The sequence below is a fragment of the Leptolyngbya sp. GGD genome, assembly GCF_026735145.1.
Taxonomy (GTDB): Bacteria; Cyanobacteriota; Cyanobacteriia; order Leptolyngbyales; family Leptolyngbyaceae; genus Leptolyngbya; species Leptolyngbya boryana.
Genome location: NZ_JAPQKE010000001.1, coordinates 1,302,307 through 1,323,355, shown reverse-complemented (window position 1 = coordinate 1,323,355; position 21,049 = coordinate 1,302,307). Strand labels below are relative to the sequence as shown.

The 21,049-nt window shown below is 46.8% G+C and carries 18 protein-coding genes; 13 read left to right on the top strand and 5 right to left on the bottom strand.

What is annotated here, in order from left to right; translation table 11 throughout:
• Nucleotides 1-7 precede the first annotated feature (7 nt).
• The gene (gene larB, locus OU814_RS06230; RefSeq protein ID WP_017289850.1) at nucleotides 8-775 is read left to right on the top strand and encodes a nickel pincer cofactor biosynthesis protein LarB; all 768 of its coding nucleotides are present in this window, start codon (nucleotides 8-10) and stop codon (nucleotides 773-775) included.
• A 63-nt stretch (nucleotides 776-838) separates the two neighbouring features.
• Here the strand turns inward: larB and OU814_RS06225 are convergent, their stop codons facing one another.
• Both OU814_RS06225 and OU814_RS06220 read right to left on the bottom strand, forming a co-directional pair.
• Nucleotides 839-2,056 carry a geranylgeranyl reductase family protein gene (locus OU814_RS06225; protein ID WP_268181324.1) on the bottom strand — a complete coding sequence of 406 codons (1,218 nt, stop codon included), beginning with the start codon at nucleotides 2,054-2,056 and terminating at the stop codon, nucleotides 839-841.
• Nucleotides 2,057-2,088: 32 nt separating this feature from the next.
• On the bottom strand, nucleotides 2,089-2,412 hold the full coding sequence (locus OU814_RS06220) for a hypothetical protein (protein ID WP_017289852.1): 324 nt from the start codon (nucleotides 2,410-2,412) through the stop codon (nucleotides 2,089-2,091).
• Nucleotides 2,413-2,995: 583 nt separating this feature from the next.
• On the opposite strand from OU814_RS06220, the gene OU814_RS06215 reads away from it, so the two are divergent.
• From OU814_RS06215 to OU814_RS06190, 6 genes are all read left to right on the top strand, one after another.
• Nucleotides 2,996-4,093: a hybrid sensor histidine kinase/response regulator gene (locus OU814_RS06215; RefSeq protein ID WP_148664729.1), complete on the top strand. Its 1,098-nt coding sequence runs from the start codon at nucleotides 2,996-2,998 to the stop codon at nucleotides 4,091-4,093.
• A 94-nt stretch (nucleotides 4,094-4,187) separates the two neighbouring features.
• Nucleotides 4,188-7,208 (top strand): PAS domain-containing sensor histidine kinase, encoded by a 3,021-nt coding sequence (locus OU814_RS06210; protein WP_268181323.1) that lies wholly within the window; start codon nucleotides 4,188-4,190, stop codon nucleotides 7,206-7,208.
• Nucleotides 7,208-7,687, top strand: coding sequence for a hypothetical protein (locus OU814_RS06205; protein ID WP_017289855.1), 480 nt, complete (start codon nucleotides 7,208-7,210; stop codon nucleotides 7,685-7,687). The genes OU814_RS06210 and OU814_RS06205 overlap by 1 nt, the downstream gene beginning before the upstream one ends.
• 241 nt (nucleotides 7,688-7,928) lie before the next feature.
• Nucleotides 7,929-8,759: a CheR family methyltransferase gene (locus OU814_RS06200; RefSeq protein WP_017289856.1), complete on the top strand. Its 831-nt coding sequence runs from the start codon at nucleotides 7,929-7,931 to the stop codon at nucleotides 8,757-8,759.
• Nucleotides 8,759-9,319, top strand: coding sequence for a chemotaxis protein CheB (locus tag OU814_RS06195; protein ID WP_017289857.1), 561 nt, complete (start codon nucleotides 8,759-8,761; stop codon nucleotides 9,317-9,319). Before OU814_RS06200 ends, OU814_RS06195 begins: the two co-directional genes overlap by 1 nt.
• Nucleotides 9,320-9,354: 35 nt before the next feature.
• Nucleotides 9,355-10,971 carry a sensor histidine kinase gene (locus OU814_RS06190; protein WP_017289858.1) on the top strand — a complete coding sequence of 539 codons (1,617 nt, stop codon included), beginning with the start codon at nucleotides 9,355-9,357 and terminating at the stop codon, nucleotides 10,969-10,971.
• Between the two features lie 335 nt (nucleotides 10,972-11,306).
• On the opposite strand, the gene ribE is transcribed toward OU814_RS06190, so the two are convergent.
• Nucleotides 11,307-11,969: a riboflavin synthase gene (ribE, locus tag OU814_RS06185; RefSeq protein WP_017289859.1), complete on the bottom strand. Its 663-nt coding sequence runs from the start codon at nucleotides 11,967-11,969 to the stop codon at nucleotides 11,307-11,309.
• Nucleotides 11,970-12,352: 383 nt separating this feature from the next.
• On the opposite strand from ribE, the gene OU814_RS06180 reads away from it, so the two are divergent.
• The 3 genes from OU814_RS06180 (at nucleotide 12,353) to OU814_RS06170 (ending at nucleotide 14,635) form a co-directional block, all read left to right on the top strand.
• Nucleotides 12,353-12,859, top strand: coding sequence for a bifunctional nuclease family protein (locus OU814_RS06180; RefSeq protein ID WP_017289860.1), 507 nt, complete (start codon nucleotides 12,353-12,355; stop codon nucleotides 12,857-12,859).
• Between the two features lie 3 nt (nucleotides 12,860-12,862).
• The gene (locus OU814_RS06175; RefSeq protein WP_268181321.1) at nucleotides 12,863-13,960 is read left to right on the top strand and encodes an aldo/keto reductase; all 1,098 of its coding nucleotides are present in this window, start codon (nucleotides 12,863-12,865) and stop codon (nucleotides 13,958-13,960) included.
• 120 nt (nucleotides 13,961-14,080) lie between these two features.
• Nucleotides 14,081-14,635: an HPP family protein gene (locus OU814_RS06170; protein ID WP_268181319.1), complete on the top strand. Its 555-nt coding sequence runs from the start codon at nucleotides 14,081-14,083 to the stop codon at nucleotides 14,633-14,635.
• A 70-nt stretch (nucleotides 14,636-14,705) separates the two neighbouring features.
• On the opposite strand, the gene OU814_RS06165 is transcribed toward OU814_RS06170, so the two are convergent.
• Together OU814_RS06165 and OU814_RS06160 are read right to left on the bottom strand one after the other, a co-directional pair.
• Nucleotides 14,706-16,031, bottom strand: coding sequence for a hypothetical protein (locus tag OU814_RS06165; RefSeq protein ID WP_268181317.1), 1,326 nt, complete (start codon nucleotides 16,029-16,031; stop codon nucleotides 14,706-14,708).
• A gap of 70 nt (nucleotides 16,032-16,101) precedes the next feature.
• The gene (locus OU814_RS06160) at nucleotides 16,102-16,485 is read right to left on the bottom strand and encodes a DUF1824 family protein (protein ID WP_268181316.1); all 384 of its coding nucleotides are present in this window, start codon (nucleotides 16,483-16,485) and stop codon (nucleotides 16,102-16,104) included.
• 101 nt (nucleotides 16,486-16,586) lie between these two features.
• Here OU814_RS06160 and OU814_RS06155 point away from each other — a divergent pair, with 101 nt between their 5' ends.
• The 3 genes from OU814_RS06155 to OU814_RS06145 are packed head-to-tail and all read left to right on the top strand — an operon-like array spanning nucleotide 16,587 to nucleotide 20,964.
• Nucleotides 16,587-20,294, top strand: a complete 3,708-nt coding sequence (locus OU814_RS06155) for a toll/interleukin-1 receptor domain-containing protein (protein WP_268181314.1) — start codon at nucleotides 16,587-16,589, stop codon at nucleotides 20,292-20,294.
• 41 nt (nucleotides 20,295-20,335) lie between these two features.
• Nucleotides 20,336-20,572 (top strand): hypothetical protein, encoded by a 237-nt coding sequence (locus OU814_RS06150; RefSeq protein ID WP_268181312.1) that lies wholly within the window; start codon nucleotides 20,336-20,338, stop codon nucleotides 20,570-20,572.
• On the top strand, nucleotides 20,569-20,964 hold the full coding sequence (locus OU814_RS06145) for a type II toxin-antitoxin system VapC family toxin (protein ID WP_268181310.1): 396 nt from the start codon (nucleotides 20,569-20,571) through the stop codon (nucleotides 20,962-20,964). The genes OU814_RS06150 and OU814_RS06145 overlap by 4 nt, the downstream gene beginning before the upstream one ends.
• The last annotated feature ends 85 nt before the right edge of the window (nucleotides 20,965-21,049 follow it).

Sequence of the window (21,049 nt, the reverse complement as noted above, 5' to 3'; positions counted from 1 at the left end):
CCTTCACATGACCCATCCCGAAGCACTAAAAGCACTGTTAGATGATGTATCTCAAGGCAAACTGAGTTCAGAAGATGCATTGAGCAAGCTGAGATATCTCACTTATGAGCCAGTTGGAGGTTTTGCCAATATTGACCATCATCGATCGCTGAGAACGGGTTTCCCGGAAGTCATTTGGAGTCCGGGTAAAACGCCCGAGCAGATTGCTCAAATCATGGAAACGATGCGAGATAAAGCGACAGTCGTCATGGCAACTCGGATGGAACCAGAAGTGTATGCTTGGGTGAAAGAAATGGTTCCAGATGCCCTTTACTATGCGACTGCTAAGATTTGCGCGTTAGGTAGTCCAAAAGCTCCGATTTATCCAGGGACGATTGGGATTCTTTCAGCAGGCACAGCAGATCTTCCTGTTGCCGAGGAAGCAGCCATTACTGCTGAACTCTGTGGATTTCGGGTGAATCGACTTTGGGATGTCGGCGTTGCTGGAATTCATCGCTTGCTAAGTAATGTGCATGTGTTGACTCAGGCAGATGTGCTAATTGTCGTCGCAGGCATGGAAGGAGCATTGCCGAGTGTAGTAGCTGGTCTGTCAGATTGTGCGATCGTCGCTGTTCCCACCAGTATCGGATATGGAGCCAGTTTTAATGGACTATCCGCATTGCTCACGATGTTGAATTCTTGTGCGACTGGAATTGGGGTCGTCAATATTGACAACGGATTTGGAGCCGCCATGTTAGCAGGTCAGATTTTGAGAACAGCTAGTAAATTGAAGTAAAACTAGCAGTGTGGAGCGAGAAGTCAGAATTTTACAAAACTCCGACTTCTGAACAATCATCACCTAGCTATTGAACGCTGGAAAGAAGTTTGATCCCACCGATTTTTTCAATCGCCGCATCGCCCGCCCTGCCATATCCGTAAATAGTAAATCGCCACACAAAAGCTGAGTAGCATAGCGTGTACTTTTCTCATACTTCACGCCGTACTTATAGCAAACTCCCGTCCACTGGTAAAACACCCGCGCTAAATTCAAAGCTGCATCAAAATTTGCTGCAAACTCGGCGTGAATGCGATCGGTATATTCATCTGCTGCTTGATCAATAATGCTTTGAGCTGCGATCGCACCACTCTTCACCGCATGGAGAATTCCATCACCAAACAATGGATTGATCAATCCCGCTGCATCCCCGACTAGTAAAATCCGTCCTTCATGTAATGGCTCTTTCCCACTCCACGTCGGCAACGGATGAGCGTGAAATTTCAAAGCTGAACGATCGTATTTCAATCCCAACGCATCCATATATTCCAGAATCGTCTTCTGCAACTGTGCGGGTAAATCGCGATCACGTCTCGCATCTTGATTATCTGGACGAAACACGCCTGCTCCAATATTCAAATGATCAGCTTTCGGAAAAATCCAGGCATATCCGCGTTTCACCGCGCCATATTCTAGATGCGCAATATCGGGACGTAGATCTGCATGACCATTGCCCCATTGATGTGGATGCTCAATCTCCATTGCTAACGCGATCGCTTTGCGCTTTCTCAACTGAGTCGCCTTTGCAACTACTCCATTCGCGCCATCGGCTCCAATCACATATCGCGCCTTTGCTGTAAATTCCGATCCTGTCTTAATTCCTTGCGCTCGGACAATCACGCCCTCAGGTTCAGGTTCAAGCGATCGGAGCGCAATTCCATCTCGCAACTCGGCTCCAAACTGGTTCGCTCTTTGAGCCAGAGCATTGTCGAAAAGAGGTCGTTGAACCATCCAGAGCGATAAGCGCTCATCGGTCGATCGCGGATTCATCGAAACAAGATAGGGATCTTCAAACTTCCAGGTATGCCGCATCTGGGTAACATCCGACTCGACAAACGCCTCTGGAGCTAAATCTTGTAACTGAGACTGCATCACCATCGGCATCCCGCCACCGCACGTCTTATGGCGAGGCAAAAACTGTTTTTCCAGTAGAGCTACAGTGAATCCAGCTTGGGCAAGTTGAGCAGCAGCGATCGAGCCAGAGGGGCCTGCACCGATAACAACGACATCGTAGGTTTGCATGAGCGATCTAAAAAATTGCACCTACTAGACTATCACCGTAAAAGCTGGCTCAGCACTGAATCCATGCCCTGCACTTCTAGTAAAACCTGTTGCTTTTCACGCTCACCATAGGCATCCCAGTTATTTCGCAAATTAATGCCTAATGAGTACCGTTGTCTAGAACAACAAATAATCACCGAAATTCCGCGATCGAGCAATCTTGAGCCTAAGTCATACGCTTGATCTCGACGCTGCGCACTAAAGCTATGAAACTGGCAAAACAACTCACCTTGATAGCTAATTCCATCACAGAGTTGATCGTGAAACCAAAACTTAAAAAATCGACAATCGGATTCATTTGCGAGTAGCAGGTTCATGCAAAATAATAGATCAGCCCAATCATTAAATACTTCAAAGGAAAATTCAGAGTTTCCGGTTCATTGTGCCAGTTTTAGAACATATAAATGTATCTTTTCAATCCAATTGGCGCAGTCAGTGCACCCCCATTTCTTAGGGTATTGAATGTCAAACTCAGGTTGATTCAGTTCTTATTCTTAATACTATTTAATAAAGTCGGGCAACCTATCTATCCTAAGACAGACGAAATATGCAGTTTGTCGCGCAGACATCAAAAAACAGCCTCAGCGATAAAGTTTAAGTAATTTCCACAGTTTCTCTGAAGGAAGGGATCAGACTGTCATAAGGGATCTGGCATTTTCGGCATAAAATTCGCTAAAATCAGCTTTAATTGCCGTGTTTTTACGAGGGTGCTCGGAATTTTGAATCCATGCTTATACGGGGAGCATCGTCACAATTACGGAGCAGGATCGTAATTTCAGATGTCAGTGAGCATCAAAGCGAGTACACCCCCAAAAACGTTCCCATTCGACTGCAATGCAAAACTGCAATGATTCCATCATCAGATCTCAATCGACTCAGCCGCCAGATCGGGGAACCTTCATGAAAATTTTGGTGATTGAAGACGAAAAAGATGTTCGGCTGAACATTCTAGAAATTCTTGCCTCTGGGGGCTTTGACTCCCTGAATGCCGATAATGGTATGACCGGAATTCAATTGGCAAAGGAGCGATCGCCCGATTTGATTCTCTGCGATATCAAAATGCCTGATTTTGACGGCTACAACGTTTTAGAAGCATTGCGTCAAGATCCAAGCACAGCAATGATTCCGTTTATTTTTCTGACTGCCAAAGCCGATAAAGCCGATATGCGACAGGGGATGAATTTGGGCGCGGATGACTACTTAACCAAACCCTTTCGCCGGGTGGAATTATTAGAGACGATCGCTGCTCGTCTGAAACGGCATAGCGCCCAACTTGAGATTCAGAGAAAGGTCGATGAACTGCAATCCATCAATAGTCAGAAAAACGATCTGCTCAACACGATTACGCACGATCTGCGCGCACCACTCACGACAATTAAAGTGGCGCTGCAATTAATGGATGCGATGCCGGACAATCGGCGGCAATATATCGATATTGCGCTGAATGCGTGCGATCAAGGCGATGAATTGATCCAAAACTTATTAGATTTGTATCAACTGGAATCTGGAGAAGCGTTAGCTCCACCCGAACCGCTCAATTTAAGAGAGCTTTTGCGGAAAACAACAGATGCGTTTCAAGTCAGAACTCGGGATTGTCAACAACTTCTCAAGGTGAATCTTCCCGAAACCTTGCCTGTGATTGTGGCAGATGGAGTCAGTTTGCGCCGAATTCTCGTTGAGCTTTTAAATAATGCCTGCAAATATACACAAAGTGGAGGTGAAATCTGCCTCAAAGTTCGCGAAGGATTGAGTGAAAATCAGACTCCACTTTTGCAATTTACGATCGCCAATCAATCCGAAATTCCGACAAAAAACTTGCCGCATATTTTTGACAAATTTTATCGAGTTCCGGGCAGCGATCGCTGGCAAAAAGGCGGCACAGGTCTAGGACTTGCCCTCGTCAAAAAGCTCGTTGAACAGCTTCAAGGCAGTATTATTGTAAAAAGCCAGACTGGGTGGACTACTTTTGTCATCGAACTGCCTTATGAAACTCTTTAAATGAACTTCAGCAAGTCTCCATGAAGTTCGATCAAAATTTGAGTAAAGATTTTAGAGGCAAAGATTTATTCACCCCTGAATTCGAGCGTGAGTCATGCGAGAAACTGACCAGATCCAGTTACAACAGCGCAATGCGGAACTCGAAGTACTCGTCGCCGAACTGCGATCGCAACTTCAAGCCCAATCTGTGCAAGAACTGACAAAAACCCCCAAAGCAATCGCTCCTTCAGTGTCGAGCGTAGAGGCGGAATTTGATCTGGATACCGTGAGATCGCTGCGCTATCAAATCACCAAACTCGAACATAAGATCGAACAACTTCAAGCTGAAGTCAGTCGTCGCCGTCGTGAGCAAGAAAGCCTTAGAACGAGCGAACAACGCTATCGATCCGTTGTAGAAGCGATGCATGAAGCTGTGATGATGCTCAATGCAGAAGGACTCATCGAAACTTGTAATGCCAGTACTGAGAAAATCTTGGAATGTGCGATCGAGGAATTAATCGATCGCAATATTTTGGAGTTGGGCTGGGAAGCGATCCATGAAGATGGTTCTGCATTTGATCTCGAAACTTTTCCGGGTCTGATCACGGCAAAAACGGGGATTCCCTGCTCAGAAGTCATTCTGGGTCTCTGCAAACCTGAGAAACAGGTAACTTGGATTTCGATCAATTCTCAGCCGCTGTTTCAGCCTGGACAAGTTTTACCCTACGCGGTCGTTGTTTCTTTTTCAGATATTAGTCTGCGCCGCTGGATCGAAGAGGAGCGGCATCAACTGTTAGCCCGTGAGCAAACTGCCCGTGCTGAAGCAGAATTAGCCCGTGAACAGATTAACCGGGTTTTGCAGAGCATTACCGATGGATTTGTCGCGCTCGATCGCTCTGCTCGTTTTACCTATGTCAATCACGCTGCCGCACAGATCTTAGGGAAGCCTGCCCGAGATTTGCTCGGCAAAGTGCTTTGGCAGGAGTTTCCCGACTTTGCAGAAACGAGTTTTGGGCAACTCTATCGACGTGCGATGGCAGAAGGTGTCCCCCTCGAAATTGTCGATTACTATATCCCCTGCCAGGGCTGGTATTCAATGCGCGCCTATCCTGCTAAGTCTGGCGTGTCTTTATTTTTCCGCAATATGACCGATTCGGTCGAAACCGCAAGAGAGCGCGACCAAGCTCAGCAAGCGCTCAGATGTGCCTTACAGCGGTTATCCTTCCATGTGGATAATTCACCGTTTGCTGTCATTGAATGGGATCAAAATTTACGGATCACTCGCTGGTCACGCGAAGCCGAAGCCTTACTCGGATGGGATGCGTCTGAAGTGATTGGCAAACAGTTTGGAAGTTGGGAATTAGTCGTACCAGAGGATTTAGGCACGGTTGATCGCGCGATCGCGCAGCTTCTCAACGGGCAGACGACTCGCAATGTTTGTACCAGCCGCAATGTCTCGAAAGATGGCTCGATCGTGCCCTGTGAATGGTATAACTCCGTCCTGTTTGATAGCTCAGGTGAGCTAATTTCAGTCTTGTCGCTGATTTTGAATGTGCGAGAGCGACAGCAAGTCGAAGATGAACGCAAAGCTGCGGCTGCGGAGCTGCGAGAAAGTGAAGAACGATTCCGGCAGTTAGCTGAGAACATTGAACAGATCTTCTGGATGTACGATGTCGAGCAACGCAAGCTGATTTACATCAGTCCAGGATGTCAGCAAGTTTTGGGGTATGACAGTCAAAGCTGTTATGAGAAACCGTTAAGTTTTTGGCTCAATCGGGGGCTACCAGAAGATATCCCCCATCTGATGAAAGTCAGTCGGCAAGCACTCAGAGGCAAATCCGCAGAGGCAACATTTCAGTTCCAGCGCCCCGATCAAGAAAAGCGCTGGTTACTCGCACGTGCCTTTCCCGTGCGCAATCAGCAAGGCAAAGTCTATCGCATAGCGGGAATTGCAGAAGATATTACCGAAGCTAAGCATCGAGAAGCAGAACGCCAAGCACAAGAGCAGCGCTTGTTACTTTTAGAGTCTGTCGTCTTAAATGCAAATGATGCGATCGTGATTACTGAAGCAGAACCCGTGGAGCCACCAGGTCCGAGAATTGTCTTTGTGAATGATGCCTTCACGCGCATGATGGGCTACGAGAAGCATGAGGTGATTGGCAAGACCCCTCGGATTTTGCAAGGTCCGAAAACGAATTGGACAGTCTTGAAGAATCTGCGATCGGCTTTAAAGAACTGGCAGCCTGTGATTACCGAACTGATCAACTATCACAAAGACGGGTCTGAAGTGTGGATCGAACTGAGTATTTTCCCAGTCACCGACCAAACCGGACATTACACTTATTGGGTCGGCTTGCAGCGTGAAATTACCCACCGCAAACAAGCTGAGATTGAAATGCGAAAAGCATTAGAAAAAGAACGCGAGCTAAGCGAACTGAAATCCAACTTTGTCACCACTGTTTCGCATGAGTTTCGTACGCCCTTGAGTACGATTCTTTCTTCGGCAGACATGCTGGAGTTTTATGCGGGAAATTGTTCGATCGATAAACAACTTGAACATATCCAGCGCATTCAAGCGGCATCTTTGAACATGAAAGACCTTCTCAGTGACATTCTGATGCTGGAGCGGGCTGATGCCAAGAAAGTCAAGTTTGAACCGGCTCCACTCAATATTTTGTCTTTTTGCGAGAACCTGATCGATGAAATGCGATTGAATGATCAAGCTCAGCACCAGATTAGGTTTGAACCGGAAGCGGATGTGTCAGAAATTCGCGGCTACATGGATGCGAAATTGATGCGGCAAATTTTTACCAATCTGCTTTCTAATGCGTTGAAATACTCTCCGGCTGAGTCCACCATCACATTCCGAATCCGACAAGATCAGACCCACGTTTACTTTGAAGTGCAAGATCAAGGCATTGGAATCCCGGAAAGTGATCAAGTGCGGCTCTTTGAAGCATTTCATCGAGCTACGAATGTCGGAATGATTTCTGGAAATGGATTAGGACTGGCGATCGTCAAACAATCAGTTGAAATTCATCAAGGGCAGATTCAATTAACGAGTCATGAAAATCAAGGAACAATGGTTCAAGTGATGTTGCCTCTGCGCCCTCAAGATACGGAAATTTTAGACTGATGGTGAAATGGTTGATATTTGCGATCGCAGGATTAGGCATCGCTGGGCTAGGCAAGATCGGTGAGATGACGATTGAGACAATGGGCAGCCTCGTTCACTTTAACTGTCGCCCAACCGCAAACCGTGTGATCTGTGAATTAACGCATGAACCTTTAATCGGTTCATTAAAAACAATTGAGTTTGAGAAGCAAGAGTTAAAGATGACCACCATCCAGCAAGGACGGCGCTCTACAGATCAACGGTTAGCAATCGTTTTACAATCCGGTGCAGTGATTCCTCTCACTCACAATTGGTCAACCAGCAACAATCAGCAATTGTTGCAGCAACGGGATTTGCTCGATCGCTTTATTGCCGACACAACTGCAAAGACGCTGAATATTCGGACACACCGACCTGGACAGCTTTGGGTCATTTTAGCGAGTTTGCTAGCAGGCATGGGAGGATGCGTTGCGATCGCGCTTAAACTCTCCAAAGGGTGATTCTTCTAGTGAGATCGTTTGCCCCACAAGCCAGATTCCGGGAAAACGCGATGGCTAGAAATTAGGGCGGCGGGAGGATTCCATCCCGTCTGGAATTGTGTCAATTTAGAAAGGATTGGTTCAAGAAATTCACTCTGTCATCAATACTTGTAGAGATCTTGTTTAGCGCCTTCACCTTGAGGGCTATGGGGATCTCAACTTAGCGAATTGACAAATTCATCGGCATTTACGCTCAATCCCCATGCTGTCACAGTCGCCTACCCTCGAAGATATTGAAGTTCAACTGCTGTTTGATGGCATTTATCGCTACTACGGCTATGATTTTCGCAACTATGCCTCTTCATCTCGGAGACGAAGAGTGCAAAATTTTATGCAGTCTGAAAGAATCGAGACAATCTCAGCATTACAGGAAAAAGTCTTGCACGATCGCGCCACGCTCGATCGCTTCTTGCTCAACTTGACCGTCAATGTCACCTCTATGTTTCGCGATCCGAGCTTCTTTCTGACCTTCAGAAACGTCGTCTTGCCTATGTTGCGCACTTATCCCTTTATTCGGATTTGGCACGCAGGCTGCTCAACCGGAGAAGAAGTGTATTCCATGGCAATTTTATTGCAAGAAGCAGGCATCTACCATCGCTGTCGGATCTACGCAACCGACACTAATGAGAAAGCCTTGCAAGCTGCCAAAACTGGAATATTTTCACTGTCTGCAATGCAAGAATATACGCAGCAATATCTCAAAGCAGGAGGTAGCAAATCATTCTCTGAGTACTATACAGCCGCCTACGAAAATGCGATTTTTCGCGCTTCGCTGCGCGACAACATTGTCTTCTCGCAACACAATCTTGTGACTGATGGATCATTCAATGAATTCAATGTAATTTTGTGCCGCAATGTCTTGATTTACTTCGATCGTGTCTTACAAAATCGCGTGCATGAGCTGTTTTATCAAAGCCTCTGCCCTTTTGGCATTTTGGCATTGGGACGGCAAGAATCCCTCCGATTTACGGCGTATCACGATCGCTACGAACCCCTTTCAACCTCTGAGAAGCTTTATCGGAGGTTAGACTAATGGCACCTGCTTTGGTGGCGATAGGTACTTCTCTAGGGGGATTATCCGCGCTGCGGACTATGTTAAAAGGGGTACCAGGATGTTTCACAGTGCCGATCGCCATCGTACAGCATCGGGATCAAGGATCGACAGACATGCTCAGCCGGATTTTACAGCAGGAAAGCGCGTTGACCATTTTGGAAGTGGAGGACAAAGAGCCGATTCGCCCTGGATTCGTTTACTTAGCTCCGCCGAATTACCATCTTCTTGCTGAACCTGAGTATTTTTCGCTTTCAATTGATCCCCCCGTTGCTTTTGCAAGACCTTCGATCGATGTCTTGTTCGAGTCCGCAGCAAAGGTTTACGCTCAGTCGGTCATCGGGATCATCTTGACGGGTGCAAATCAAGATGGTTCAGAAGGTCTGGCTCAGATTAAAGCGCAAGGCGGCACGACCATCGTGCAAGATCCGCGTACTGCTGAATGCCCGATTATGCCGGAAGCCGCAATTGCTAAAAGCGCTGTTGATTATGTTCTCCCGTTGCATCAGATTCCATCTATGCTGGTTACTCTCTGCTCCTAACCTCACCCTACTCCCGCTGTTTTAGGATCGTGCCCATGTCGTTGAACAAACCCGTTAACATTCTTCTTGTCGATGACCAACCTGAAAACTTGCTGGCATTGGAAGCGGTCTTAGGCAAGCTCGGGGAGAATCTGATACAGGCATCCTCTGGAGAAGAAGCGCTGCGATGTCTGCTGAATCAAGATTTTGCGGTGATTCTGCTCGATGTCCAGATGCCCGGGATCGATGGGTTTGAAACGGCAAGTTTGATTCGATCGAGAGCGAGATCGCAGCATACGCCAATTATCTTTCTGACGGCTTTTGATTCGAGTGATCACGGGATTTTTCGAGGCTATTCACTCGGTGCAGTGGACTATTTGATCAAGCCGATTAATTCCGACATTTTGGTTTCTAAAGTTGCAGTATTCGTCGATTTATTTAAGAAAACGGCAGCGGTTAAGCTACAAGCAGCGCAGCTTAAGGCAGTCAATGCTGAATTGCGGCGGAGTGAAGAACAGTTTCGCTCTCTATCAGCATCCTCGCCATCTGGAATTTTTGTGATTGATCCGACGGGACAATGTACCTATACCAATCCCCGCTACGACGCGATTTGTGGCAGGTTGGCTGAGAATTGGTGTGAGTGTGTTCACTTAGAGGATCGCGATCGCGCGATTTCTCAGTGGCAGGTCTATCTCGAACAGGGCGGAGAATTTTCCGAAGAATTTCGCCTACACACTCAAGATACGCGCGCGTTGTGGGTACAAGTGCGATCGTGTCCGATGTTTTCCCAAACTGGTGAACCTCAAGGGTATGTTGGCACAATCGAGGACATTACAGAGCGCAAAGAAGCGGAAGCCACCCGTGCTCAAGTCATGCGCGAACAGCTCGCGCGCCAAGAAGCAGAAGTCGCCAATCGCATGAAAGATGAGTTTTTGGCGGTGCTTTCTCATGAGTTGAGAACGCCGCTCAATTCGATGTTGGGCTGGGTACGGTTACTGCGATCGAAACAGTACGACCAGAAAATGATCGATCGCGCCTTAGAAACGATCGAACGCAATGCGGAAACTCAGGCGCAGTTAGTTGAAGATATTTTAGACGTGTCGAAGATTATTCGCGGCAAGCTGCGGCTGAATTATCGGGCGGTGCATCCGATCGCTGTGATTCAAGCCGCGATCGATGCCGTCCGTCCTCAGATCGAGGCAAAATCGATTTTACTCGAAACAGAGTTTGAACCCGATTTGCCGAGCCTTTGGGGAGATTCGACTCGGTTGCAGCAAATTATTTGGAATTTGCTCACGAATGCGGTGAAATTTACGCCATCCGAGGGACAAATTACCATTCGTCTCACGTTGGATGATGCGAACATGGCGAAAATTGCTGTGATGGATACGGGCATGGGGATTGAGTCAGAATTTTTGCCGCATGTGTTCGATCGCTTTCGCCAAGCAGACAGTACTACGACTCGATCTCATAATGGGCTAGGCTTAGGACTCGCGATCGTGCGACATTTGGTCGAAATGCATGGAGGAACGATCGCAGCGGATAGTCCAGGAGCAGGATTAGGGGCGACGTTCACGGTGCGATTGCCGCTCTTGAATTCGAGCGAGTTGCAGGATAAATTGCCAGGGGACTCTCTGATGTCAGTAGACACTGCTCAGAAAGTGATCTGGTAAGCTGAGCCGTTAATTTCACTTTGCTAGTCAACGGCATTCATTTTGCGAAGTGGGGAGATGGGGAGCCGCAACTAAGTCGGGAAAATGAATTGGAAGATTGTCGCTCTCGTTTGCGTCCCGCCCTAAACTGGAAGTCCGGGCTAACTGTGCGAAGTGGGTTGAAACCCACTGAAGAAAGTGTTTTCATGGGCTGTCAGTCCCAGAGCGGATTTCGCACAGCTAGTCCCGAATTCATGCCGGAGGGGTGAGCAACGAAGCGAAAGAATGTGCCGAACTGATGTTGAATGACGCCCATCTCCCTATCAGGATGAATTGCGGTGAACGACTACCTTAATCTAAACGTAGCCATGCTCCGCCAAAAAATCCATCGAAACGCGATCGGGCACTTCTGCTCCTGGTTTCTCACCCCGCAAAAACCGCTCTACATATTTTCCTAAAATATCGCCTTCTAAATTCACCCAATCCCCAGGTTTCAGTTCACACAAGTTCGTCGCAGCATAAGTGTGAGGAATGACTGCAACCGTAAACCAGGAGCCATCCGGCGCACAATTTGCCACAGTCAAACTGATGCCATTGACGGAAATACTCCCTTTCGGCAAAATGTAGCGGGCAACTTGGTCACTCTCCGTATTGAAGCGCATCTCCCAAGACGTCGCAGACTCAGCCGCAGAATGAAACGTTCCTACCCCATCCACATGCCCTGTGACAAAATGCCCGCCTAATTTACTGCCGACCCGCAGCGAAGTTTCCAAATTCACCGATTTTGCACTATCTGCCGCGCGTCCGAGAGTTGTACGATTCACCGTTTCCGGAGAAACATCTGCGACAAACCCATCATCGAGAATCTCCGTAACGGTCAAACAAACTCCATCCACTGCGACACTATCGCCGAGTTCTAAACCCTGCAAAATCACCGACATTGCAGACCCCGAAATTTTTACTTGTTCGGGATTGAGAACTGCTAAATGACCAACCGTTTGTACAAGTCCTGTAAACACAAAATTAAGTCCTTATTGACAATAAGATGCCGATTGTCCCCAATCTGATTTGCTGATGTAACGGGAGATTCAGAATTTTTTTGAATCCTATCTAGACATTCAAAGTCAGACGAATTACAGTCTAAAATCACAATAGAGAGTTTAGGGTGGTTTAGCGCTACTTTAATCTTTTCCTCAAGAAAATGATGAAATTTGGAAGTCCTCTTTTATTTTGTCAAATTCTGAAAGGGATGAATTAGGATCTGATCTAAGAACGCACCCGAATGCGATTTCTCGAACGCAATCCTGCTCCCGGAGCGCGATCGATTACGTCTCTTGAACGAAGTTCGTTTTAGACACTTCTCTATCCATTTCGTGATCTCTGGAGATCTAGAGGCTACACCATGATTGAAATGAAGGTTGCAGGCATTGCACTAGAAGCATCCACTCGAAGTCCGATCATTTTGTTAAAAGATGCAACCGATCGACGAGCGCTGCCAATCTATATTGGTCAAGACCAAGCAAAAGCAATTATTAGCGTTCTTGAAGGTCAGACCCATCCTCGTCCTCTGACTCACGACTTAATGGTCAATTTTTTAGAAGCCTGGGAAATAGAGGTCGAGAAAGTCATTATTCACTCATTGCAAGATAATACATTCTACGCGATTTTAGTGACGAAGCAGGGCGAAACCCGGCGCGAGATTGATTCTCGCCCCAGTGATGCGATCGCAATCGCTCTGAGAACAAATAGCCCAATTTGGGTGATGGAAGAAGTCGTGGCAGATGCCTCGATTCCAGTCGATCGAGACGCAGACGAAGCAGAACGTCGCGCCTTTAGAGAATTTATCTCGAATCTCAGCCCGGATGAATTGATCCAACGAGGACGGTTTAGTAGTGGAGAAGCGCAGTAGCTCGTGGACGATCGGCGATTCGGTAAAACTGAGCTTGCGTATTCGGTATTTTCGTTAGGAACAATGCGCTGTCTCTCTTCTGCGTCGGTGATGGAAGCAACCGTGCAAAAAGCGATCGAGCTTGGCATTAACCATATTGAAACTGCACGAGGCTATGGGAAAAGTGAAGAGTTTTTGGGAGCCGCATTGCAAGGTGCGCGCTCCCGCGTTTTTTTGACCACAAAGTTACCACCGAGTTTGGATGCTGACCAAACCGATCGCTGGATTGATGAGTCTTTAGAACAGCTGCAAGTCGATTTTGTCGATAGTTTAGCGATTCATGGTCTGAATACTTGGGAACATCTGGAATGGGTGAAGGCAGAACATGGATGTATGAAGGCAGTTCAATCTGCGATCGCTGACGGCAGAGTGCGGCATGTCGGATTCTCGACGCATGGCAGTTTAGATGTGATTTTGGCAGCGATCGCGACGGACTTCTTTGAATTTGTGAATTTGCATTACTCGTTCTTTTTTCAACGAAATGCACCCGCGATCGAGCTTGCTGCTCAAAAAGATTTAGGGATTTTTATCATTTCGCCTGCTGACAAAGCGGGCATGTTACACACACCGCCGCAGAAGTTGACTCAGTTGTGTGCGCCGATGTCACCGCTAGAGATGAACTATCGGTTCTTGTTGAGCGATCGACGAATTACGACGTTAAGTGTGGGTGCTGCAAATCCGAATGAATTGAATTTAGACTATCGAACTGGAGCATTGAGTGCAGAAGAACAGCAAGTCTTTGAACGATTGCGCGAAATTCGCGCGCCGGAACAGTGCAGCCAGTGTTATGAATGTTTGCCTTGTCCAGAGGGCATCAATATTCCGGAAGTGCTGCGACTGAGAAATTTAGCAACGGCTTATGACATGCAGCAGTTTGGAGAGTACCGCTATCGGATGTTTGAGAATGCGGGGCATTGGTTTCCAGGGAATAAAGGCAATCGCTGTACAGATTGCGGAGACTGTCTGCCCAAATGCCCAGAGAAGTTAGAGATTCCGAGATTGTTGAGAGAGACCCACGATCGCTTAAATGGAAAAGCTGGACGGCGATTGTGGCAGGAATAAGTAAATCTGTATAAACTCCATAGGAATTTTCTGTATCAGAAACTACTTTTACAATCTTTCTGATGAAATTATTACGGTAATCTGACAGTAGTTCAGACACCTCGTTCAGAAAACTTTCCTATGAAATCCTTACTTGTAAAGAATATTGGTCAGGCAAGACGACGAGTGCGATCGCAAAATTTCAGGACGATGGGAAGCTCAATCTATCAGCCTGAATTTTCTTACTCTCAAATTTTCTTATCTTGGATGGGGAGCTTCTTAGGAATTGCAACACTCGCTTATTTATCTGTACATACTCAATATCCTTTAATTGCGGCTCCGTTTGGTGCAACCGCTGTGCTTGCATTTGCTGTTCCGGATAGCCCGCTTGCCCAGCCCCGCAACCTGATTGGTGGTAATCTCATCGGCGCGATCGTCTGCATTACTTTGGTGTATGCCTTTGGCACAGCGCCTTGGGTGATGGCACTTGCCGTTGCAACTGCAATTAAACTGATGCAGTTAACAAAAACGCTGCATCCTCCGGGAGGTGCTGTGGCGCTAGTTGGTGTGATGAGCGAGGCTTCATGGGATTTTTTATTGATTCCCGTACTGACAGGCTCGATTGTCATTTTGCTCTGTACGATCGCATTCAATAATCTAGTTCCCGGAAGACCCTATCCTAAACACTGGCTTTAACCTTAGCTTTGTTGGGGCTTGAGAACTTTGGCTTTTCAAGTACAGTCGGAGTTCTCACCCCAAGCAATCCTCAACGCTGAAAACCTTTCGCCTTCTTCGCTGCTTTCTCCTTCGATTTCGTTTTACTAACCTCTGCTAATGCTTCCTGAAATAGATTGTGCAGGTGAATCGGAACACTCGCTATATCAGGCAAAGTGGGTTCTAAAGGTTTACGATGCATCTGAAGTAAGGGATCTAAATCTCGCTCCAAATTAAATGGTAGTCCCGTATATTCCTGCAACACCTTCTCTAACTGAGTCGGATACTGTTCAGCAAATCGATGCCACACAAACGCATTGATTTCAGCATCATTGAGATATTTCTGAACCAAGGCTTCCGCCCCTTTCACACTTCTCCAATCTTCTGCTTTTAATAGCGCCTCAAATTGTGTGTAAGTGGTGAGCAATATCTGCCCCCATCGTGGATGAGCTAGAACTGTTACTTCTTCAGCTTTTTTCAAATCGGGTGGCAGTTCGACGTGCGGGGCTGCCATCTTAGCAGCCGTTTTGTTTTGTAGCATTTTGGCAGCCGATTCTGCATCTAATCCCATTGCTTCTGCCATTTCAGCAAGTTCTTCATCACTCACGCCTGCTTCTTGCGCAAGTTCTGTGATGGACTTGTTTTTATCGAGTCCAACTTCATCGAGTCGTCGCTGTGTGAGAAACTCTTGAAACTCAGAAATTTTCTTGCTCAGATGGTAGCCCGACAAGGTTATCTGTTCACTTCCAAAAAAGTCGAGAAAGTCCTGGTGATAGCGTTCTACTGACTTCCAAGCTTCTTCTAGTAACTCAGGTGCATCGCCGTAAAGATCAGATTTATAGTTTTGGCGAAAATTTCCGATCGCGACTGCTAGCTTTGGCTTTCCGAGCTTTCCTAGCTGAGTAAACGGACTAAAAAACGTCCAGTACTCTTCCACAGGTGCAATGCGTGTTGTGAGCATTTCTCCGAGTTTGAGCCGCGACATTGCATTTTGCGTGTCTTCATCATTCGGCTTCACGCTATACAGCTTAGTCGTGAGCCAATTCATTAATTTGAAACCATCCGGTAAGATTTCTTGAATTGCAAACAATCCTGAAAAGTTATGTTTCCAGTTCAAAACGAGTTGTCGATCGCTCGCTGACAATTCTGGCTCGCTTTCAACAAACAATTCCAAGGGTGATTTCGTGCCAATCTGCCCATGACTCAGAAAGATATCGACAACCGTCTCTCGGTGTTTGCTATCTCGTGCTTGAGATTGCTCTAAGCGATCGGCGACGAACTTTTCAAATGCAGTCGCTAACTCTCCTTCTGCGTCGTAAACAAAATCGGTCAGCGCTTGTTTGAGTTCTTTCGATCGCGCCAAAATTGCATCCACCATAAATTACCTCGATCGTCTTTGAACAGATTATCGTCTCGCTTGTAAATCCCGAAGCATCTTGCGATAGATCTTAAGCAAACAAATCGAGCGGCAAATGTCCGAATGTTTCGTTCACTCCGTCATCATAAGCAGACTGGCAAGAAATTAAAACGCCACGATGTTTGCCTACATAGGGTTCAATGTGCGATCGCCGTAAATTTGGATTGAACTTGATATAAACCTCACCTGCAATTTCTTGGATCTCTGGCATGTCGTAGCCGATTGCATTCACATACTGTGAAAGGGCTTGGAGTCCCTCTTTCGCGGTTCCTGCACAGACTCCAAAAATCTGATAGTCCGAAAGTTCTACAACTTGTGAAACCGCTTTTCGTAAGACAGCGTAATCGGTTGTTACGGTCTTCGGATCATTACAAATAAATTGCCGCAAAATAGTCTCAGCTTCTGATCGCGTCATAGTCTTTTGTTTTAGTTTTCCGCTCTCTTAGAATACCGTCTCTACCTTAAGCTAGAGAAAAACGTTGCTCTGATCTGCTCAATTTTCCTGAATGCTGCCTCATGCGTCTGTTTCTCTCGTATGCTCAACCTGACCAAGATCTGCGCGATCGACTTGTTCAGCATCTGAGTTTGCTGAAGCGAGAGCGTATTCTTGATACTTGGGATGTTTCTGACATTATGGCTGGAACGGAGCGCGAGCCAGAGATCGCACAGCAGATTGATCAAGCTGAGATTATTTTGTTGCTCATCAGCGCAGCTTTTATTGCGTCAGATCGCTATGAAATTGAGATGCAAAGAGCGCTCGAGCGGCATGAAAATCGACAGGCGCGGGTGATTCCGATTTTGCTCAAGCCTTGTGATTGGGAAAGTGCGCCATTTGCAGAGTTGGAAGTTTTGCCGAAGGGGAGAAAGCCTGTTACGGCAGGAGATATCGAGACGGCGTTGAGTGCGATCGCTCAAGAAATTCGGCGGGTGGCGGTAGAACTGAATCCGGCTTTGGCAAAGCCTAGAAAATCGGTGATGAAACGGGGTGCACCGCTACCAGGGGTACGATTGCCGGAGAACTTTGTGGAGCGACCAGAGGCTTTGAATGCGGTGAAAGCATTATTGCTGGAAGAGAGCGAGAAGCCTTTAGTGGTGAGTGCGATCGCTGGCTTGGGCGGACTAGGAAAATCGGTATTGGCGACCGCTTTAGTGCTTGATCCTGAAGTTCAAGAACGCTTTGAGGATGGAATTCTTTGGGTGACTTTGGGACAGAAGCCGGATCTTCAGAGTTTGCTAGGGGATTGGATTCGGACGTTGGATAAGTCGCGGGAGAGCTACTCGGCAACGACCTTAGAAGCTGCTTCAAGGTATTTGCAGACGTTGTTGATTGAAAAGCGAATGTTGCTTGTGGTCGATGATGTTTGGATTGGGGCGCATGTGGAGCATTTTCGGGTGGGAGGCGCGGCGTGTCGGATGTTGGTAACGACACGGGAGGCTCAGATTGAGGGTGCGGAGGTTCATGCACTGGATCTAATGTCGGAGGAAGAAGCGATCGCGCTTGTTCGACAGAAGTTAAATCGACAATGGAACCCTGCACAGGAATCCGAGGTAAAAGCATTTGCGAAATCATTGGGATATTTGCCGTTGGCGCTGGATTTGGCGGCAAATCAGGTGCGCGATGGGTTAAGTTGGGGAGAATTGCGATCGGAGTTTGAGACGGAGCGTCGGGCGGTAGCGTTAGAGGTGCTAGATTCTTCAGAAGCCTGGGAAACGCTCGATGAGAAAGAACAGCGCAAATATAGTTTGCGGGCTTGTTTTAATTTGAGTTTGCGGCGATTGAGCGCGGAGCAGTTGTGGCAGTTTGCTTGGTTGGGAGTATTGCCAGAGGATGTGAGCCTGGATGTGCGGATGGCAATGACTTTGTGGGAGTTGCCACGGGTGCAGGCGAAAAAAGTACTGGTGTTGTTGAAGAATCGATCGTTTCTGACAAGTGGAACGGAAACGCTAGAAGGTGAACCGACGTTTCGAGTGCATGATTTGATGCATGATACGGCACGAGGATTGCTAGAGCAGGATGCGCTTTCTGAGCCGCTTCGGAGTCTGTTAACTCCAATCCAAAATCTAAAATCTAAAATTCAAAATCTTGCCTCGGCTCATGCTCAATTGCTAGAGCGTTATCGTCTACAAGCTGAGGGACGCTGGGATCGCTTGCCGAATGATGGATATATTTATCGGCATTTGACTTGGCATTTTGTGCAGGCGGGAATGGAGGATGAGATTCATGCGCTGATGGCGATGAGTGATGAGCATGGAAGGAATGCTTGGTTTGAGGCATGCGATCGCATTGGGCAGCCTGCGATTTTTGTGCAGGATGTGAAACGAGGTTGGGAGGTTGCGGAGCAGCAGTATGAGGAAGATAGGACGAAATCGATCGTGCTTCAGTGTCGGTATGCGTTGATTACGGCGACTTTGAATAGTTTGGTGGAGAATTTACCTGCTGGAATGATGGCAGAGTTTTTGAAACACCAGTATTGGACTCCAGCACAGGCTTGGGCATATGTGGAGCAGATGCAGAACGAAAAAAACATTAATGAGGCGATTCAAGCGCTCACACCATATTTACCTGAACCAACATTTAGGCTGGCAATTGAAAAGGCACGAGCCATACAAAATGACTACTGGCGTGCTATGGCGTTAAGCTCTATCGCTCAAACTGATTCTGCTTATCTTATAGAAGCATTGGCTACAGCAAGGTTGATTCAAGACGGTTATCAACGCGCAGAGGTGTTGAGTAGACTGGCACAAATCGATATTGCTTACTTTTCAGAAGCCCTGGATACTGTACAGTCGATCGAAATTGAGTTAGACCTTGTGGAGGCGTTGGAGAGATTTGTCGTTCCCGTTAACACTGCTGATTCTTCTCAACTATTAGATGTGGTACGGTCAATCCAAAATGAGTTTTATCGATCAATCGTATTGTGTGCAATGACTCAAATTGACAATGCTGAACTTACTCATCTGTTGGAGTTGGTGCGGTCGATTCAAAATGAAGGCTATCGTGCCAAAGTATTGAGTTCTCTAGCACAAGTTGATTCCGCTTATTTTTCAGAAGCTTTGCATACAGCTCGATCAATTCAAGAGAATTCAATAGACCCTACCGAACTGTTAAGGATTAGTATAAGACGTGCAGAAGTACTGCATACTTTAGCTCATATCAACCCTGCTTATTTTTCAGAAGCTTTAGATGCAGTGTGGCTAATTCCGTCAGAGTATAATCGAGGACTTGCCTTAAGCAGTTTAGCTCAAATCGTTACTACCGATGTTGACATTGCTCAATTGTTAGAAGCAGAGCAGTTGATTCAGGACGAATGTGAGCGTAGAGACACTCATACAAGGATACTAACCGCATTAGCCGAGAGTAAGCCTACTTATTTTTCAAAAGCCTTAGATGCAGTGCGGCAGCTCATCCCGGAGAACGGGTACAATGCGTGCGCTGATTGGTGTATCTCAGCCTTAGCTCAAATTGATACTGCTGATTTTGCTCAATTGCTAGAAGCATTTATGTCATTGCGAGCTTCTTCCCATAGAAAGGAAACCTTAGTTGCCTTATCCCAAATTAACCATGCTGACTTTACGCAGTTGTTAGAAGCGGCGCGGTTAATTCGAGATGAGAGAGTTTATGTCATTTCATTGGGCATCATAGCCCAATTTGATTCTACTTATTTTATGGAAGCAATGGAAGCACTGGCTCAAGCTCAGAACATATCAAGTGTCTTTTTTGACCTTACTTTCTTTACAGAAGCGTTAGATGTAGCCTGGAAAATTGAGGATGAACTGAGCCGTGCAGAAGCATTAAGTGCATTAGCTTTGGCTGCCATAGCTCAATCTGAGCCGGCTTACTTTACAGAAGCGTTAGATGTAGCCTGGTCAGTTGAGGATAAGCTGAGCCGTGTAGCGCTATTAACTGCCTTAGCTAAAATTAGCCCTGATCGTTTTGCTAAGGAGGAGGAAAGAACGACTCATGGTCAAGTTACACATAGACACGCAAGAATACTCGCTGGTAGAGTTGATAGACTGCCTGAAACACACTTGTCGCTGCCTTGTCTTGTCTCTCTCTCATATCTTGATTGGACAACTTACCTTCGCTACCTCGCTCACCGCAATCGGGGCGATCTTTTGTTAGACTTTGCTACGCTCTACCCAGCGATCGTTCATCTCGGCGGAAAAGAAGCCGTCCGAGGCATGGTTGATGCCATGCGTGAGGTCTGCCAACAGTGGAAATGAATTAAACTGAAGCAAAAGAGAACCCATTGGTCTTTCCAGCCATGCCGCTTGAAGAACTCGAAAAACAACTTCTCAGTCTCAGTCCCACTGATCGACTTCGCATCATTCAGTCGGTCATCCAAAGTCTGATTCCAACTGTCACCAGCGAATCTTCCCAAGACACTGACAATCTAAATCGAGATCGTAGTCCAAACCATCCCCTACGCAGTCTCCCTCTGACAATTCCTCCAGATTTTGATGAGCCAATGAGCGAGTTATGGGATGCTTTGGAACAATGATTTTGCTCGATACTCACACTTGGCTCTGGTGGCTCCATACCCCAGAACAGCTATCCGATCGCGCTCGAAATTTAGTCACACTCAACGAAAACCAAGACGCGATTCTTGTTTCTGCCATTTCGGTTTGGGAAGTTGCAGTCAAGAATAGCGCAGGAAAATTGCCATTACCGCTTCCAATGGATGAGTGGTTTGCACTTGCAAAAACTCGACCTGGTATAATAATTGAGCCTCTCAATCCACTCGATGCTATTGCAAGTACCCAACTCCCTGATGAGTTTCATAAAGATCCTGCTGATCGAATTCTTATTGCGATCGCACGCCGCTACGATATTGAACTCGTCACCTACGATCAAAAAATTCTGAAGTATCCGCACGTTAAAACGATTTGTTAGAGTTGCAACAAAAAGTGTGTTGGACTGCAACAGCAAGAGTATGACAGTTCGAGGTCGTATCTCTTGAAACCAGAGAATTTGTCTG